General features: G+C 71.7%; 16 protein-coding genes. 9 read left to right on the top strand and 7 right to left on the bottom strand.

Annotated features, from left to right (window positions below):
- Positions 1-87 precede the first annotated feature (87 nt).
- The 6 genes from ELY19_RS16520 to ELY19_RS16495 form a co-directional block, all read right to left on the bottom strand.
- The gene (locus ELY19_RS16520; RefSeq protein WP_126197199.1) at positions 88-2,055 is read right to left on the bottom strand and encodes a peptidoglycan D,D-transpeptidase FtsI family protein; all 1,968 of its coding nucleotides are present in this window, start codon (positions 2,053-2,055) and stop codon (positions 88-90) included.
- Positions 2,052-2,918, bottom strand: a complete 867-nt coding sequence (gene ftsL / locus ELY19_RS16515; protein ID WP_126197198.1) for a cell division protein FtsL — start codon at positions 2,916-2,918, stop codon at positions 2,052-2,054. Before ftsL ends, ELY19_RS16520 begins: the two co-directional genes overlap by 4 nt.
- Entirely contained in the window at positions 2,915-3,922 is a 1,008-nt protein-coding gene (rsmH, locus tag ELY19_RS16510; RefSeq protein ID WP_126197197.1) for a 16S rRNA (cytosine(1402)-N(4))-methyltransferase RsmH, read from the bottom strand. Before rsmH ends, ftsL begins: the two co-directional genes overlap by 4 nt.
- Before the next feature lie 153 nt (positions 3,923-4,075).
- On the bottom strand, positions 4,076-4,507 hold the full coding sequence (gene mraZ, locus ELY19_RS16505; protein WP_126197196.1) for a division/cell wall cluster transcriptional repressor MraZ: 432 nt from the start codon (positions 4,505-4,507) through the stop codon (positions 4,076-4,078).
- 601 nt (positions 4,508-5,108) lie between these two features.
- Entirely contained in the window at positions 5,109-5,522 is a 414-nt protein-coding gene (locus tag ELY19_RS16500; RefSeq protein ID WP_126197195.1) for an SCO2097 family morphological protein, read from the bottom strand.
- 106 nt (positions 5,523-5,628) lie between these two features.
- Positions 5,629-6,042 (bottom strand): SAV_6107 family HEPN domain-containing protein, encoded by a 414-nt coding sequence (locus ELY19_RS16495; protein WP_126197194.1) that lies wholly within the window; start codon positions 6,040-6,042, stop codon positions 5,629-5,631.
- Between the two features lie 230 nt (positions 6,043-6,272).
- On the opposite strand from ELY19_RS16495, the gene ELY19_RS16490 reads away from it, so the two are divergent.
- Genes ELY19_RS16490 through ELY19_RS16480 form a run of 3 tightly spaced genes read left to right on the top strand, consistent with a single transcriptional unit; the run spans position 6,273 to position 9,233 of the window.
- Positions 6,273-6,887 carry a GNAT family N-acetyltransferase gene (locus tag ELY19_RS16490; protein WP_126197193.1) on the top strand — a complete coding sequence of 205 codons (615 nt, stop codon included), beginning with the start codon at positions 6,273-6,275 and terminating at the stop codon, positions 6,885-6,887.
- Between the two features lie 58 nt (positions 6,888-6,945).
- Positions 6,946-8,526, top strand: coding sequence for a phytoene desaturase family protein (locus ELY19_RS16485; protein WP_126197192.1), 1,581 nt, complete (start codon positions 6,946-6,948; stop codon positions 8,524-8,526).
- Positions 8,523-9,233, top strand: coding sequence for an LppM family (lipo)protein (locus tag ELY19_RS16480; RefSeq protein WP_126197191.1), 711 nt, complete (start codon positions 8,523-8,525; stop codon positions 9,231-9,233). Before ELY19_RS16485 ends, ELY19_RS16480 begins: the two co-directional genes overlap by 4 nt.
- Here the strand turns inward: ELY19_RS16480 and metF are convergent.
- Positions 9,230-10,102 (bottom strand): methylenetetrahydrofolate reductase [NAD(P)H], encoded by an 873-nt coding sequence (gene metF / locus ELY19_RS16475; RefSeq protein ID WP_232015637.1) that lies wholly within the window; start codon positions 10,100-10,102, stop codon positions 9,230-9,232. The genes ELY19_RS16480 and metF overlap by 4 nt on opposite strands.
- 84 nt (positions 10,103-10,186) lie before the next feature.
- Between metF and ELY19_RS16470 the strand changes: the two genes are divergently transcribed.
- From ELY19_RS16470 to ELY19_RS16445, 6 genes are all read left to right on the top strand, one after another.
- Positions 10,187-11,275: a polyprenyl synthetase family protein gene (locus tag ELY19_RS16470; RefSeq protein ID WP_126197189.1), complete on the top strand. Its 1,089-nt coding sequence runs from the start codon at positions 10,187-10,189 to the stop codon at positions 11,273-11,275.
- Positions 11,276-11,408: 133 nt separating this feature from the next.
- The gene (locus ELY19_RS16465; protein ID WP_126197188.1) at positions 11,409-12,401 is read left to right on the top strand and encodes an ABC transporter substrate-binding protein; all 993 of its coding nucleotides are present in this window, start codon (positions 11,409-11,411) and stop codon (positions 12,399-12,401) included.
- A gap of 116 nt (positions 12,402-12,517) precedes the next feature.
- Entirely contained in the window at positions 12,518-13,420 is a 903-nt protein-coding gene (locus ELY19_RS16460) for an ABC transporter permease (protein ID WP_232015636.1), read from the top strand.
- On the top strand, positions 13,407-14,435 hold the full coding sequence (locus ELY19_RS16455) for an iron chelate uptake ABC transporter family permease subunit (protein WP_197715912.1): 1,029 nt from the start codon (positions 13,407-13,409) through the stop codon (positions 14,433-14,435). Before ELY19_RS16460 ends, ELY19_RS16455 begins: the two co-directional genes overlap by 14 nt.
- On the top strand, positions 14,432-15,223 hold the full coding sequence (locus ELY19_RS16450; RefSeq protein WP_227966893.1) for an iron ABC transporter ATP-binding protein: 792 nt from the start codon (positions 14,432-14,434) through the stop codon (positions 15,221-15,223). Before ELY19_RS16455 ends, ELY19_RS16450 begins: the two co-directional genes overlap by 4 nt.
- Before the next feature lie 63 nt (positions 15,224-15,286).
- A complete protein-coding gene (locus ELY19_RS16445) occupies positions 15,287-16,252 on the top strand; it encodes a TIGR03564 family F420-dependent LLM class oxidoreductase (RefSeq protein WP_126197186.1) in 966 nt (321 codons plus the stop codon).
- Positions 16,253-16,259: the final 7 nt, after the last annotated feature.

Genomic DNA, 16,259 nt, shown 5'->3' with positions numbered 1-16,259 from the left:
GATCGACTTCACACACAGTGTCGTTACGTCCGCTCACGATGCGAGCCGCAGCGTGCGAACAGGCGAAAGGTGCTTCCCGCCGGTTAACTACTTCCCGGCCACCAGCGTCAACGGCTTCGCGGGCGGGGAGAGCGGCACGCCGTACTTCTGCAGCAGGAACGAGGCGATGTCGTGGAACAGCGGCGCCGCGGACTGGCCGCCCGTGCCGTCCGAGCTCCGGGTCGGCGCGTCCATCATCAGGCCGATGACGAAGCGCGGGTCGTTCGTGGGCGCCACGCCCGCGAAGGTGATGTTGTAGAGCGAGTTGGAGTAGGCCTTGGTCACCGGGTCCACCTGCTGCGCGGTGCCGGTCTTGCCGCTGATCTGGTAGCCCTCCACGGAGCCCGGCGCGCCGGTGCCCTGCTGGTACCCCATCGGGTCGCGCTGCAGGGCGGCGCGGAACATGTCGAGGACGGTCCGCGCGGTCTCGGGGCTCATGACCCGGACCGGCTCGGCGCCGGCCGCGGGGTTGGCGGCACCGTCGACCTCCTTGATGATGCGCGGTGGGATCCGGACGCCGTCGTTGGCGAGGGCCTGGTACATGCCGGCCATCTGCAGCACCGTCATCGACAGGCCCTGCCCGATCGGCAGGTTGGCGAAGGTGCCGCCGGACCACTGATTGCGCGCGGGCACCGCGCCCCCGGACTCGCCGGGCAGGCCCACACCGGTGCTGCGGCCGAGGCCGAACCGGTCGACGTAATCGGCGAAGGCGTTCTCCCCGACGCGTTGCGCGAGCATCAGCGTGCCCACGTTGGACGACTTACCGAAGACGCCGGTCGTGGTGTACGGCTCGGTGCCGTGCGCCCAGGCGTCCTTGACCGTGACGCCGGCCATGCGGATCTGGCCGGGGACCTGCAGCACCTCGTCGGGCTTGGTCTTGCCGCCGTCGATCGCCGCGACCGCGGTGATCAGCTTGTTCACCGAGCCCGGCTCGAAGGGCGTGGTCACCGCGAGGTTGCCGGTGCGCGCCGAGTCCGGGTTGTTGTTCACGCCGAGCGACGGGTTGAAGGTGTTGTCGACGCCCATCGCCAGCACCTGCCCGGTCTTGGCGTCGAGCACGACGCCCTGGACACTCTTCGCACCGGACTTCGCCTTGGCCTGCGCGACGGCCTGCTGGACGAAGAACTGCACGTCGTTGTCGAGCGTGAGCACGACGCGGGCGCCGTTCGCGGCGGGGTGGATGTCGCGGGTGCTGCCGGGGATCACGGCACCGTCGGATCCGCGGTCGTAGGTGCGCGAGCCGTCCGTGCCGGCGAGGATCGAGTCCAGCGAGGACTCGAGGCCGATGAGGCCCTGCCCCTCGAAGCCGGTGGTGCCCACGATGTTCGCGGCGAGTGAGCCGCCCGGGTAGTTGCGGATCGACTGCCGCTCGGCGCCGACCTCGGAGTACTCGTCCGTGATCGCCGAGGCCTTGGCCGGGTCGACGCCGCGAGCGAGGTAGACGAAGGTGTCGTTGCTGCGCATCTGCTCGAGCAGCTTCTGCTCGTTCACGGAGTCGCCGAGCACGGAGACGATCTTCTTGGCGATCTGCTGCAGGCGTTCGTCGACTCCGACGGGTGTGACGCCCTTCGCGGCGTCGCCGCCCTCCTTGACCAGTTCGACGTCCTTGTCGTACTTCTCCTGGATCTGCTTGCGCACCGCGACCGGCTGCAGGGTCAGCGACTTGGCCTCCATGGTGAAGGCGATCGGCTGGCCCGCGCGGTCGGTGATCGAGCCGCGGACGGCCGGCAGCACCTCCTTGACCTGGCGCTGACTCTCGGCCTTCGCGGACAGGCCCGGTGCCTGCACGAACTGGACGACGCCGAGCCACACGGCGATGACGGTGAAGATCGCGACGATCACCCAGCCGCCGATCCGGACGCGACCGGTGAAGGCCGTGGACACCTCGGGCGCGCGGCCGCCCTTGACCCGGGCGCGGGCGGACTGGTGGCCGCCCTTGGGCGCCGCGGCGCCGCGCGGGGCTCCGGAGCGCGCGGCGGGCCGCGTCTTCGTCGGCGGGCGCTGGGCGCGGGTCACCGCGGCGTCCCCTGGGCCGGAGCCTGCGGCGCCGGGCTCGGGGTGGGCGTCTGCGCGGGGGTCTGCGTCTGGCCCTGCGCCGGGGGCTGGGTGGCCGCCGACGGCGCGGGCGTCGGCGCGTTCACGACGGTCGGGCTGCCGGGGTTCATGGTGACCAATTGTTCCCCGCCCGCCGGTGCGGGCCCGGAATTCCCGGCGACCGGCGTGCCGGACCCGTCGGACGTGGCACCGCTCGGATCGCCGGAGCGCTGCGCGGGCGGGTTGAGCGCCGGCTTCGCGGCCCCCGTGGCGGGCGCGGGCTTGCCGACCACAACCACCTTGCCACCCTCCTTGCCGACCAGGACCGGGACGGTTCCGGCCGGGATCATGCCCAGGGCCGTGGCGCGCTCGGCGAGGCCCGGCGCGCTCTCGCCCGACTTCACGTCGCGCTCGAGCGCCGCCTTCTTCTCGGCGAGCGAATTGTTCACGGCCTCACGGCGGGTCAGCTCGTAGGAGTTCTCGGCACTCCCCGTCGACAGCCAGAGCGTCATGCCCAGCCCGGCGCAGACCAGGGCGATGAGGGCGAGCACGAACGGCACCCGCCGCACCATCCCGGTGGGCCGGGGCAGCCGCGCGAGGAGACCGGCGGAGGTCGCGCCGTCGCGGTGCCGCCGCAGGGCGCGCTCGGCGGGCGTCTCCCGCACGGTGCCACCGGCGGCGAGGACGGCGCGCTGCTGCTCGAGGCGCTTCTGGCGCCGGTCGAGTGCTCGCTGCGCGGAACTCGACCGGGGCCGCGAGGTGTCGCGGTCGTCGCGGCGCGCGGGGGCTCGCCGCGTCCGGGTGTCCGGAGTCGACGGTGCCTGGGTCGCGTTCGGTGCGGTCATCGCGCGCTCCTCGTGCTGCGGGTCCGGTCGGTGGGGGTGTCGAGGCGGCGGGCCGCGCGCATGCGCACGGGCGCCGCCCGCTGGTTCTCGGCGATCTCGTCGTCGGTGGCGCGTTCGGCGCCGCGGGTGAGCAGTTCGAACGTCGCGCCGGTGCCGGGCAGATCGACGGGCAGCCCGGCGGGAGTCGTCGACCGCGTGCGTTCGGCGAGCGCCGCCTTGACGATGCGGTCCTCCAGCGACTGGTAGCTGAGGAAGACGATCCGGCCGCCGGGGGCCAGGGCGTCGAGCGCCTGCGGGACGGCCGCCTCCAGGGAGGCGAGCTCGCCGTTGACCTCGATGCGGAGGGCCTGGAACGTGCGCTTGGCGGGGTGTCCGCCGGTGCGCCGCGCGGGCGCGGGGATCGTTGCGTACAGCAGTTCGACGAGCCGGCCGCTGGTGGTGAAGGGTTCCTTCTCGCGCTCCTTGAGCACCGCGGAGGCGATCTTGCCGGCGAACCGTTCGTCGCCGTAGCGCTGCAGGATCCGGGCGAGGTCGCCGTGGGAGTAGGTGTTGAGCACGTCGGCCGCGGTGAGCGGATCCTCCGCGTTCATCCGCATGTCCAGCGGGGCGTCCACCGAGTAGGCGAAGCCGCGCTCCACCCGGTCCAACTGCATGGACGAGACGCCGAGGTCGAACAGGATCGCGTCCACGCCGGGGCCGCCCGCGGCGAGCGAGAGACCGAGCTCGTCGAGGGCGTCCGCCATGCCGTCGTAGCGGGTGTGGACGGGGAGGAAGCGGTCGCCGAAGCGGGCCAGGCGCTCGCCGGCGATGGCGTGGGCGTCGCTGTCGCGATCGAGGCCGACGACGCGGGCCTGCGGGAAGGACTCGAGGATGAGCTCGGAGTGGCCGCCGGCGCCGAGGGTCGCGTCGACGTAGACGGCACCGTCGTGCTGCAGGGCCGGGGCGAGGAGCTCACGCACGCGGGTCGCGAGGACCGGCACGTGACCGAAGAACTCGTCGGACATGACTCCTCCAGGGCACACGGTGGCGTTCGATGGGTTCGTCGCGGTGGAGCGGGGTCCCCGCCCGACCCGTACCTGGCGTTGGGGAAGTACGTCAGGGCCGGTTCGGGCGCAGGCCTCGGTCCACCTCGACCGGGCCGCGCGGAAGCGCGGTTGTCAGAAGATCGCCTTGAGCGATTCGGACTGCGGCTGCGCGTAGTCGTCTTCGTGCTGTGCCTGGTAGGCGTCCCACGCCTCCGCGTCCCAGATCTCCAGGAACCTCCGCGATCCGACGACGACGCATTCCTTGGTCAGGCCTGCGTAGCGACGGTGATCGGCCGAGAGCGAGATCCGACCCTGGGAGTCGGGGCGCTGGTCGTCCGAGCTGGCGAAGAAGTTGCGGTAGAAGGCGCGTCCCGCGGGGTCGGTCCATTCGATGGCATCGGCTTTCTCGGCGATGCGCTCGAACTCCGCCTTCGGGTACACCGTGAGGCTTCGATCCTGTCCTTTCGTGATCGTGAGCCCACCTGCCAGTTCCTCGCGGTACTTCGCGGGGAGGGTGAGCCGTCCCTTGTCATCGAGCTTCGGCGTGTAGGTACCCGTGAACATCACGGCCACCTCCCGCCTACCCCGAGGGGTTCGTCACTGGATCGAGACTTCAGACTAGCGCGTCTCTCTCCAGTGCGCCCCACATTACCCCACCATCCACCACTTTCAACCACATCGCGCCGCGTTTCGCGGCAGATTCTCAGAATCGATGCAGGTCATCGATGTGGCGTGAAGTGGGGGACGCGCGTCACCCCGGCGTGGCGACTTCGTCACACCCTCGCGGTCACGCACGATCCGCGCGACGGTTGTGACTACTGAGACGTGATAGACGCCTGGATGGTCGATCGTGGGGAGAAGTGGGGAATCACGGTGGGGAGAAGTGGGGAGCGCGGGGTCGGCGTTGCGACGGAGCCGGCGGTGCAGGTGGAAGTGCGGCGCGAGCGGCCACGCAGACGCCGGTCCTCTCTTCCGTCCGCGCCACCCGTCGCCGAGGAGCCGGCAGCGACGGAGGCGACGACGGCACACCCACGGTGCAACCGGTCTGCGGCACCGCGGCGACACCGAGGGCTGCCGCACACCGCGGCGGGAGATCGCCGATTTCGCTCACGGCGCAACGAAAAAGCCGCCGACCATCAGGTCGGCGGCTTCATCAGATTGCGGCTCAGGGGAAGCGGCGGCGGAAGCGCTCCTCCATGCGGGAGGCGAAGGACTGTCCGGAGGCGCGGGCTCCGCCGCGCCCACGGCTCGAGCGGGAGCGCACCGAACCGTCCTCCTCGACGGTGCCGCGCGGCCCCTTGGCGGCGGGACCGGACCACAGCGCGTAGATCACGGACCCGAACATCAGCAGGAACCCGACAAGGCCGACGATCACGGTGTACTCGACCTTGGGGAGCAACATACCGGCGATGAGCAGCATCAATCCCACCGCGAAGCCGATCGCGGCGATGACGCGACGCTTACCCGACGCGCCGCCGAACCGTCCGCCCCGCACGTTCGACGCGAACTTCGGATCCTCGGCGTAGAGCGCGCTCTCGATCTGGTCGAGCATGCGCTGCTCGTGCTCGGAGAGTGGCACGTTCCCCTCCTTCAGCACTCATGGGGTCCAACTCCTCCCTTCATGATACGAGGCTTGCGACCCGACGACCACCATCCGCCGAAGAATGAGCGTTCGCTGTGAGAAATCATGCAGCGCGAGAGAGGTCCGCTTCGACGGAATTCAGGAAGGTCTGCACGCGGCCGTGCAGAACGGCGACCTCCTCGGCGCTCACCGAGCGGGCCGTGGTCTCGAGCGCCGCGACCACGCCGGAGACCGACGTGAAGTAGGCGACCCACTCCGCGTACGCCGGCGCCGCCTTGGCGAGCCGCAGCCAGGCGTTGCGCGTGGGGCGGCGAACGCCCGTCTCCCGCTCGGCCAGGAGGGCGGCCGCGCCGCGCAGCGCGGCGTGGTAGATCTCGCGGTACTGGTCGGCCGGTGCGGGCGAGCCGCCGGCGCGGGCGAGGAACTGATCCGCACGGTCGAGAATGCGCGCAGCACCCGACTCGCCCATGCGACGACGGGAACCGACGTGATCGATCCGTGCCTTCGATTCGACCATGACCTTCCTCCTGCTCCGTGGGCCTTCCGCCCTGTTACTGCGTGTTGTACCGGACGGGACTGACACGTAACGCTTCCCTCGTTCCGCGCCGGCCCCGCCCGGCGGACCCGGATCGACACCACGCCCCGGCGCCAGAACATGCGCGCCAATCCGACGGTCCGTGATCGAACAATTATTCGATCACTTCTAATATAGCGTGAGTGTGCGAGACGTCAAGGGAGAGGAAGTCCGTGAGCGCAGTGCCGACGCAGCAACCACGGATCCACGCCCTGTCCCCGCAGGACGCCACCCTGTGGCTGCCCGCCGCGCTGCAGATCTACGTGGCCGCGATGGACTACCCGGCCGGCACGGAATCGCACCGGCTGCCCATGTGGCGCGAACACCTGAACCGACCCGGGTACGCCGCTTTCGGCGCCGTCCAGGCGCTTCCCACCGACGACGGCCGCGTGGTCGATCACCTGGTGGGCATCGCCTACGGGTACAGCGGCGCCGGCGACCAGTGGTGGAACCGCCAGCTCCGCGTCGGGCTGGGCCGGCGCGGACTGACGCAGGACCGGATCGAGGCCGTCGCCGCCGACTACTTCGAGCTCACCGAGCTGCACGTCCACCCCACCGCGCAGGGGCACGGCGTGGGCTCGGCCCTGCTCACCGCCCTGCTCGCCGGACGGCCCGAGCCGCGCGTCCTGCTCTCCACCCCGGAGGTCGCCGCCGAACAGAACCGAGCGTGGCGGCTGTACCGCCGCACCGGCTTCTACGACGTGCTGCGCGACTTCCGCTTCTCGGGCGACCCGCGACCGTTCGCCGTCCTGGGCCACGACCTGCCCTTCCACCCGGCCGCACCGTGACCGGCCGCATCGTGACCGCCTGCGCCGTGATCGCCCGGACCACCGGCGGCCGCCCTCGATGAGCACCGACGTCGACGTCGCCGTCGTCGGTTCCGGCCACAACGCACTGGTCGGGGCCGCGTACCTCGCGGCGCAGGGGCGGTCGGTCGCGGTGTTCGAGGCGGACACCGTGCCGGGCGGGGCGGTCAGCACCGTCGAACGGTTCCCGGGCTACCGCGTGGACCGCGGCTCGTCGGCGCACCTGATGTTCCGGCACACCGGCATCGCGGAGGAGCTCGACCTCGCGGCGCACGGGCTGCGCTACCTGGACTGCGACCCGTGGGCCTTCGCGCCCGCACCGCCCGGGTCGTCGGCGCCGCCCCTCGTGTTCCGGAAGGACCTCGACGCCACCGCCGCGTCGATCGCGGCGGCGTGCGGGACGCGCGAGGCGGCGGCCTACCGCCGCTTCGTCGCGGACTGGACTCCGCGGGCGCGCGCCACCATGGCCGCGTTCGGCGCCTCCCCCAGCGCGCCCCGCCTCGGGCGCGCCTTCTGGCCCACGAAGGGCCGCGCGAGCCTGACCGCGATGTCGCGCACGTATCTCTCCTCCGGCGACCAGTTGCTCGACGAGTACTTCGACGACGAGCGCCTCAAGGCCGCGCTCGCCTGGTTCGGCGCGCAGTCCGGACCCGCGATGAGCGAGCCCGGCACGGCACCCATGATCGGTTTCGCCGCGCTCATGCACACCCTTCCGCCGGGCCGGGCGGTGGGCGGCAGCGGCGCGCTGACGGCCGCACTCCTCTCCCGTCTCGCGTCCGACGGGGCCACCCTCGCCCTCGGATCTCCGGTCACGGCGCTGCGCCGCGCGGGCCGCGCGTGGGAGGTCGCCGTCGGCGGGCCCGACGGTGCGCGGACCGTCCGGGCCCGCACCGTGCTCGCCGGCTGCCACGTGCTCACCACCCTGGGCATGCTGGAACGCGGCGGCTACGACGCCGCCCGCATCGCCGGCTGGCGGCGCTCGATCCAGGTCGGTCCCGGCGTGGGGATGGTGCTGCGGCTGGGCACGACCGCGCCGCCCGCCTTCGCCGGGGTGCCCCTCGCCGATCAGTCCGGCCTGGGGCTGCTCGTCGCCGACCGCGGCCACCTGGCCCGTGCGCGCGGCGACATGCTGGCGGGCGACGCGCCCCGTCGGCCCGCGGTGCTGGCGATGACCTTCTCCGGCCTCGATCCGTCGATCGCGCCGACGGGGCGGCACAACACCACGCTGTGGGCGCAGTGGTATCCGTACGCCCGCACCGGCCCCGGCGACTGGAGCGACGTCGCGGAGGCCGAGGCCGACCGGATCGTCGCCGAGACGCAGCGCTGGGCGCCCGGCTTCGCCGAGTCGGTCGAACACCGCTTCGTGCAGACCCCGAAGACCCTGGAGACCGAGCTGGGACTCCTCGGCGGGAACGTCATGCACGTGGAGATGGCACTGCACAACATGCTGCTGTTCCGGCCGGTCCCGGAGCTGGCCGGCGGCCGGGTGCCGGGCGCACCGGGGCTCGCCCTGGCGGGCGCGTCGATGCATCCCGGGGGCGGCGTGAACGGATCGAGCGGCCGGATCGCGGCGCGGCTGCTCGCCCGCGACCTGGGACACCTGGCACGATGGCGACCGTGATTCTCCGAAGGATGCTCGCGGCACTGGCGGTCCTGCTGCTGGTCGCCGCCCCCGCGGCGTGCTCGAGCCCCGGCCCGGGCGACCGGATGTCGGGCAAGATCGTGGCCGCCCAGACCCCGGCCGCCAACCCGCAGGGCCCGCAGATCGCGGCGCCCGGCGAGCTGAAGGGCCTCGCGGAGGTCAAGCCGTACGACTCGAACGGCAAAGTCGGCACCCAGATGATCTTCCAGACCATCACCTTCGGCCAGTTCAACCAGATCGGCGACGTGGTCTCCCAGGCGTTCGACACCTCGTCGGCGTCGATCAAGATGCGGGTCCAGCGCACGGGCGGCACCGTGATCCTCTCCGGCACGGCCGACCTGTCGTCGCTGGCCCCCAACTCCGCGGTCATCGTGGTCTCGCTGCAGTTCCCCGGCCCCGTGACCGCCACCAACGGGCAGCAGGAGGCCGACGACCTGGTGACGTGGACCCTCAACGCCGGCACGTCGGCGGCGCTGACCGCGGAGGCCGAGTACGCCGACCCGTCGATCGCGTCGTTCACGAAGTGGGCGTGGATCACCGCGCTGACCTCGTTCCTCGCGGCCGCGATCGTCGCCGTCGCCGCCTACGTGCGCCGCGACCGCAGCCCCAAGCCGGGCCAGGAGACCGCCGAGCCCGAGTCGCTGGTCGAGCTGCCGCAGTGGCTGCGGGAGAAGCTGAAGCGCTAGACGCCGACCGGCAGCATTCCGAGGTTCTCGAGCACCTCGGACGTGGCCTTGGCGAAGTTGAGCGTGCAGAAGTGCAGCGCGGGCGCGCCCTCGGCGATGAGCCGCTCCCCCATGCGGGTGGCGATGTCGATGCCGACGGCGCGCACGGCCGCGCGGTCCTCCTCGGGGCCGTCGCCCGCGGCGGCGCGCAGCTCGGCGCGCATGGCCTCGGGGATCTTCGCGTTCGACAGCTCGGCCATGCGGACGACCGACTTCAGCGAGGTGATCGGCATGATCCCCGGGATCAGCGGCTTCGCCCCCTGCTCGGGGTCGGCCGCCACCACGGCGTCGCGCAGCCGCAGGTAGTCGTCGACGTCGAAGAACATCTGGGTGATCGAGTAGTCGGCACCCGCGCGCAGCTTGTTCGCGAAGTACCGCACGTCGGTCTCCAGGTCCGGCGAACGGTGGTGCCCCTCCGGGAAGGCGGCCACGCCCACGTGGAAGTCGCCCAGCTCGCGCACCAGCTCGACCACCTCGCTCGCGTACTTGAGGCCCTCGGGGTGCCGCACCCACTTGCCCATCGGGTCGCCCGGCGGGTCGCCGCGCAGCACCAGGACGTTGCGCACGTCCTGGTCGGCGTACGAGCCCATGAGCGCGCGCAACTCCGAGATGCTGTGGTTCACGGCGGTCAGGTGGGCCACCGGCAGAAGCGTGGTGGTCTCCGCGATCTCGCCGGTCACGCGGACGGTGCGGTCGCGCGTCGAGCCGCCCGCGCCGTACGTCATGGAGACGAACGCGGGGTCCATCCGCTCGAAGGTGCGGACGGCGCGCCACAGCCGGGCCTCGCCCTCCTCGTCGCGCGGCGGCATGAACTCGACCGAGAACGGCATTCGGCCGCTCGCGCGCACGGCGTCGAGACGGTCGAGTACGGTCCGGCTTTGTTCACTCACACCTATGAGAATAGATTTCCAGGTATGACGCTGCCCGTCGCCCCGCCCCAGACCTCCCTGACGGACATCGCAGCGGCCGTGCAGCCGGCCCTCGAATCCTTCCTCGACGAGCGCCGCGACCTGGTCGAACCCGTCGGCCCGGTGTTCACGGAGGCCACCGCCGGGCTCGAGCGCTTCGTTTTGCGCGGCGGTAAGCGTATTCGTCCCGCGTTCGCCTGGGCGGGGTGGTTGGCGGGCGGCGGCGAAGCCGACGGGGACGTGGCGCGGGCGGCGCTGCGGGCCTGTGCGTCGCTCGAGTTCGTCCAGGCGTGCGCCCTCATCCACGACGACATCATCGACGCCTCGCTGACCCGCCGCGGCTTCCCGACCACCCATCGCGAGTTCGCGCAGCTGCACGCCGAGCGCGGTTGGTCGGGCTCGTCGGAGAAGTTCGGCGAGGCGACGGCGATCCTGCTCGGCGACCTGGCCCTGGCCTGGGCCGACGACATGTTCCTCGGCGCCGGCCTGGATCCCGAGCGCTACCTGCGCGCCGCGCGCGCGTGGGCGGCCATGCGCACCGAGGTGTTGGGCGGCCAGTTGCTCGACATCGTGAGCGAGGCCGCGCGCGACGAGTCCGAGGAGGCCGCGGAGCGCGTGGTGCGGTTCAAGACCGCCGGCTACACCGTGGAGCGGCCGCTGCACGTGGGTGCGGCGCTGGCCGGCGCGCCCGAGGCGGCGATCGCCGCGCTGCGGGAGATCGGCGTCGACCTGGGCATCGCCTTCCAGCTGCGGGACGACCTGCTCGGCGCGTTCGGCGACCCGGCCGTCACGGGCAAGCCGTCGGGCGACGACCTGCGCTCCGGCAAGCACACCCCCATGCTCGCGCACGCGCTCGCGACCGGCGGCGACGCGGGGGCCGAGCTGCGCGGGCTGGTCGGCACGGATCTCGACGACGCGGGCGTCGAGCGCGCCCGCGCCGCGTTGCGGGAGACGGGGGCGCCGGCGGCGATGCAGGCGCGCGTCGAAGAGCTCACCGCACGCGCCACGTCCGCGCTGGCGACGGCCCCCATCGCCGACGGTGCCCGGCCCGTCCTGGCCCGGCTCGCGGCGGTCCTGGTGGACCGCGCCGCCTGAGGTCAGAGCACCGCCGCACCTGCCGAGTTAGGCAAACCTAGCCACCCCTGGGTATGGTTCCGTTTACCTAAGCCCCTTTACCAGCGGCTTACGGTGCCCGTCTTGAAGCAAGAGCGAGAAGGAGTCACCCCGCATGTTCACCCGCTTCCGCAAGGCCGCGCCCGTCGCGGCCGCGCTGATGGCGACCGGCCTCGTCTTCGCCGGCTGCTCGACCACCAGCGCCGACGAGGAGAAGCCCGCCAGCGGCGAGAAGATCACCGTCAGCACCAACAAGGGCGAGGTGCAGGTCCCCAAGAACCCGAAGCGGGTCGTGGTCCTCGACAACACGAGCGCCGAGACCGTCAAGGCGATGGGCGTGACCCCCGTCGCGATCCCCAAGGGCCTGTTCGCCAAGAGCGTGCTGGGCGACTGGATCTCCAACGCGGACATCAAGGACACGGGTACACACGCCGAGCCGAAGCTGGACGTGATCGAGGACGTCAAGCCCGACCTCATCATCGGCGGCTACCGCTTCGCCAAGGCCGAGGCCGACATCAAGAAGATCGCCGAGAAGACCGGCGCCGCCTTCATCGACATCGCCGCCGAGGACGGTGCGCCCAAGGGCCGCGTCGAGACCATGCGCGACTCGACGGTCACCCTGGGCAAGATCTTCGGCAAGGACGAGCAGGCCAAGCAGATCGTCGCCGAGTTCGACCAGCGCCTCGACGCGGCGAAGGCGCAGGCCACCGGTCAGACCGTCTTCCTCTCGATCGTCAACGGCGGCAAGATCGACAACGGCGCCAAGCGCATGCAGCCCTTCATCGCCCCGCTGAACCTCAAGGACGTCTTCGCGGGCCAGGCCGGCGATCACCACACGAACTCGGGGCTGACCCCCGAGGCGATCGCGCAGGCGAACCCGCAGTGGGTGATCGTGATGGACCGCGACGCCGCCGTCCCGCCGACCGACGGCAGCAAGCCGCAGACCGCCGCCGAGACGTTCCGGGCGCAGCAGGCCTTCGCCAATGTCGAGTTCCAGCAGAAGGACCGGATCTTCTACCTGGACAACGATTTCTACATCCGCGAGGGCATCCAGGACTACGGCGAGAACTACGCCAAGCTGGCCGAGGCCATCGCCGCCAAGAAGTGACGGCGACCGACCTCGACGCACCGCCCCAGGCGGGTCCCCGGAAGGGGACCCGCCTGGCGCGCGTCACGCTCCCCCTCCTCGCGTTCGCCTGCGTGGCACTGCTGTTCGCCTCGCTGATGACCGGCGAGTACCACATCACCCTCGCGGGGCTCCTGGCCGGCGATGAGGAGATGTGGCGGATGTTCTTCATCTCCCGCGTTCCGCGCACCGCGGCCCTGGTCTTCGCCGGGCTCGCGATGAGCTTCTCCGGCGTGATCATGCAGCGGCTCACCCAGAACCGGTTCGTCGAGCCGACCACCGCCGGCACTGCGGAATGGGCGGGCCTCGGCGTGCTGCTGTGCATGCTCTACCTCCCCGGGGCGACGCCGATGGTGCGGATGATCGCCGCGACCGCGACCGCGTTCCTGGGCACGCTGATCTTCCTCGGCTTCATCTCCCGCATCCGCGCGCGCCGCTCCGCGATCGTCCCCCTGGTCGGCCTCATGCTGGGCGCCGTGGTGCAGGCCGTCACCACGTACCTGGCGATCGGCGCCAACCTGTTGCAGGCCGTCGTGAGCTGGCGCTCCGGCGGTTTCGCACACATTGTGCGCGGCTTCTACGAGCCGCTGTGGGCCGTCGCGATCATCGCCGTGGCGACGTTCCTCCTGGCGAACTACTTCACCATCGCGGGGCTGGGCAAGGACGTCGCGACGTCGCTCGGCCTGCGCTACGGGCTCACGATGGGCATCGGCGTCACCATGGTGGCGCTGGCGTCCGGCGTCACCAGCGTGGTCGTCGGCTTCATCCCGTTCCTCGGCCTCGTGGTGCCGAACATCATCAGCGCCCTGCGCGGCGACGACGTGCGCAGCGGGCTCCCGTGGGTGGCCGTGCTGGCGACCGTGCTCATCGTGGGCTGCGACCTGATCGGACGGATCGTGGTGCGGCCCATGGAGATCCCCGTGTCCGTCATCATGGGCGTGATCGGCGCGGTCACGTTCCTCGTGATCGTTCTGTCGAGGAGGAACCGTGTCGCTCTCTGAAGCCGTCTCGGCGCCGGCGATGGCGGGTGGCGCCAGCCGAGTGAGCTGGCGCGCCCGCATGGCGATCGCCGCCACGCTCGCGACGGCGTGCCTGGCGGTCTACCTGCTCATGCGCACCGGCGCGGACGACGTGCTGCGCTGGGACTTCCAGTTCGGCCTCTCGTTCGAGCGGCGTCTGCGCACCGCCACGGCGATCCTCATCGCCGCCTTCTGCGGCGCCCTGTCGACGGTGCTCTTCCACACGGTGACGCACAACCGGATCCTGACGCCGCAGATCATCGGCCTGGACTCGCTGTACGTGCTGATCCAGACCGTCGGCGTGTACCTGGTGGGCGGCCGGTTCGTCGACAACGGCGACTCGGTACCGCAGTTCGTCGCCCAGACCGCCGTGATGGTGATGTTCGCCGCCGTGCTCTACGGCTGGCTGTTCTCCGGCCGGTTCGCGAGCCTGTTCCTGCTCCTGCTCGCGGGCGTCGTCCTGGGCCTGGCCTTCCGCGCCTTCGCCGAGTTCCTGCAGCGCCTGCTGTCCCCCACCGAATTCGACGCGCTGTCGATCAAACTCTACGGCCGGCTCACCGCGGTGAACGCCGACCTGCTGCCGATCGCCACCGTCGCGTGCCTGGTGGTGGGCGTGATCGTCTGGCGCCGCCGCCGGGTGCTCGACGTCCTGCTGCTGGGTCGCGATCCCGCGATGGGCCTCGGCGTGAACCACCAGCGCGAGCTCACCCTGGCGCTGGTCCTCATCGCGGTGCTGGTGTCGATCAGCACCGCCCTGGTGGGGCCGATGATCTTCTTCGGCTTCATCATCGCCACGCTGGCCTACCAGCTGGCCGGCGACTGGCGGCACCGCGCGACGCTGCCGATGGCGTTCTTCATCGGCGTGATCATGCTCGCGGGTGGGCAGTTCGTCCTGCACAACATCTTCTACGCCAACGGGATGCTCACGGTGATCATCGAGTTCGTCGGCGGAATCCTGTTCCTCGCCATGCTGTTCCGCCGAAGGGGGACGATGTGACCACGAACCTGACCGAGACGGTGCCCGCGATCGCGTTCGCGGACCTCACCAAGAAGTACGCCGAGACCGTCGTGCTGGGCCCGGTCTCCGGGGAGTTCACCCGCGGCGGCGTCACGGCGCTCGTCGGCCCGAACGGCGCCGGCAAGTCGACGCTGCTCACCATCCTCGGCCGCCTGCTCACACCGGACTCGGGCACCGCCCTGCTCGAGGGCACCGACATCCGCGCCATGAAGCCGACGGAGATCGCGCGCAAACTCGCGATCCTCCGGCAGGAGAACGGCGTCAACGCCCGCCTGACCGTGCGCGATCTCGTCGCCTTCGGCCGGTTCCCGCACACCAAGGGCCGGATGACCCCGGACGACGTGCGGCACGTCGACGAGGCCCTGGGCTTCCTGGGCCTGACGGAGCTCGCCGACCGGTTCCTCGACGAGTTGTCCGGCGGGCAGCGCCAGCGCGCTTTCGTGGCGATGACGCTGGCCCAGGACACCGACGTGATCCTGCTGGACGAGCCGCTCAACAACCTCGACATGCGGCATCAGGTGGGCATGATGCGGCGCCTGCGCCGTGCGGCCGACGAGCTGGGCAAGACCATCATCCTGGTGGTGCACGACCTGAACTTCGCCGCCGCCTACTCGGACCGCATCGTGGCGCTGAAGAACGGCACGATCGCGGCGTCGGGCGCACCGTCGGAGATCATGACCTCCGAGCTGCTCACGGAGATCTTCGAGACCCCCGTCGCCGTGCACGTCCTCGAGGGCGGACCCGTCGCCGTGTACGCGGGCCTGTAACCGCCACGATCACCGGGGGCGAAACCCTGGCGCGGCCCGGCCGCGCGGGGCAGGCTGCGGGGCATGGTCTCCCGGCTCCCCGTCGACGTCGGCGTCGCGCTGTGGCAGCGCGCGCGGGCGGAGAACCACGTCCGCGACATCGTCGACCAGGCGCGGACCGTGCACGACCTCGGCGTGCCGGCGGTGTGGTTCGGGCAGCGCCAGGACCACGACGCGACGACCGTCGCCGCGGTGGTGGGCGCGCAGGTCCCGGGCCTGCGGGTCGGCACCTCGGTGGTGCCGCTCGGGCCGCGGCATCCGCTGGTGCTGGGCGGCCAGGCGCAGACCGCGAACGCCGCGAGCGGCGGGCGGTTCACTCTCGGCGTCGGGGTCGCCGGGCCGGAACGGGACCGCCGGACCTTCGGCGTCCGCGTCGAGCGGCCGATCGGTCACCTGCGCGAAGCGCTGGCCGTGCTCGACGACTACCGCACGACGGGAACGGTCGACCGGGGCGACGGGGCGGTCGTCGCGCGCACCGCGGCGCCGTCGGCGATCGCGGGCGGCGAGGGCTTCGGCCTCCTCGTCGCGGCACTCGGCGCCCAGTCGCTGCGGGCGGCCGGGGAGCTGGCGGACGGTTCGATCCCCTTCCTGACCGGGCCGCGCACCCTCGCGGACCGCATCGTCCCCGGGCTGCTGCGGGGATCAGGCGGGGAGCCGCGTCGCGTGGTGGCCGGCGTGGTCGTCGTGGTGACCGACGAGCCCGACCGCGTCCGGGCGGCCGCGCGACCCGCGCTCGACTTCTACACGACGGTGCCCTCGTACCGGTCGGTGTTCGCGGCGGAGGGCATCGCGCACCCGATCGAACTCGCCCTCATCGGGGACGAGGAGCACGTCGCGCGTGGACTGCGCCGCTACGTGGACGCGGGCGCGACCGAGCTGTACGCCACCCAGACCGATCTCGGGGGCGCGACGGACCAGGCCCGCACCTGGCGTCTGTTGGGCGCGCTGAGCCGCGACCGAAGCGCGGGCCGCCGCAGCGCCCTTCACTAGACTGGCG

Origin of the sequence: Tsukamurella paurometabola (assembly GCF_900631615.1) — a bacterium.
Classification (GTDB): domain Bacteria; phylum Actinomycetota; class Actinomycetes; order Mycobacteriales; family Mycobacteriaceae; genus Tsukamurella; species Tsukamurella paurometabola_A.
This window is presented reverse-complemented; position numbering and strand designations above follow the sequence as displayed.

Excerpts from the sequence above, each read along its gene's own strand:
- ftsL (WP_126197198.1), bottom strand. The coding sequence starts at position 2,918 with ATGACCGCACCGAACGCGACCCAGGCACCGTCGACTCCGGACACCCGG.
- rsmH (WP_126197197.1), bottom strand. The coding sequence starts at position 3,922 with ATGTCCGACGAGTTCTTCGGTCACGTGCCGGTCCTCGCGACCCGCGTG.
- mraZ (WP_126197196.1), bottom strand. The coding sequence starts at position 4,507 with ATGTTCACGGGTACCTACACGCCGAAGCTCGATGACAAGGGACGGCTC.
- ELY19_RS16495 (WP_126197194.1), bottom strand. The coding sequence starts at position 6,042 with ATGGTCGAATCGAAGGCACGGATCGATCACGTCGGTTCCCGTCGTCGC.
- ELY19_RS16485 (WP_126197192.1), top strand. The coding sequence starts at position 6,946 with ATGAGCACCGACGTCGACGTCGCCGTCGTCGGTTCCGGCCACAACGCA.
- metF (WP_232015637.1), bottom strand. The coding sequence starts at position 10,102 with ATGCCGTTCTCGGTCGAGTTCATGCCGCCGCGCGACGAGGAGGGCGAG.
- ELY19_RS16470 (WP_126197189.1), top strand. The coding sequence starts at position 10,187 with ATGACGCTGCCCGTCGCCCCGCCCCAGACCTCCCTGACGGACATCGCA.
- ELY19_RS16465 (WP_126197188.1), top strand. The coding sequence starts at position 11,409 with ATGTTCACCCGCTTCCGCAAGGCCGCGCCCGTCGCGGCCGCGCTGATG.
- ELY19_RS16460 (WP_232015636.1), top strand. The coding sequence starts at position 12,518 with ATGACCGGCGAGTACCACATCACCCTCGCGGGGCTCCTGGCCGGCGAT.
- ELY19_RS16445 (WP_126197186.1), top strand. The coding sequence starts at position 15,287 with ATGGTCTCCCGGCTCCCCGTCGACGTCGGCGTCGCGCTGTGGCAGCGC.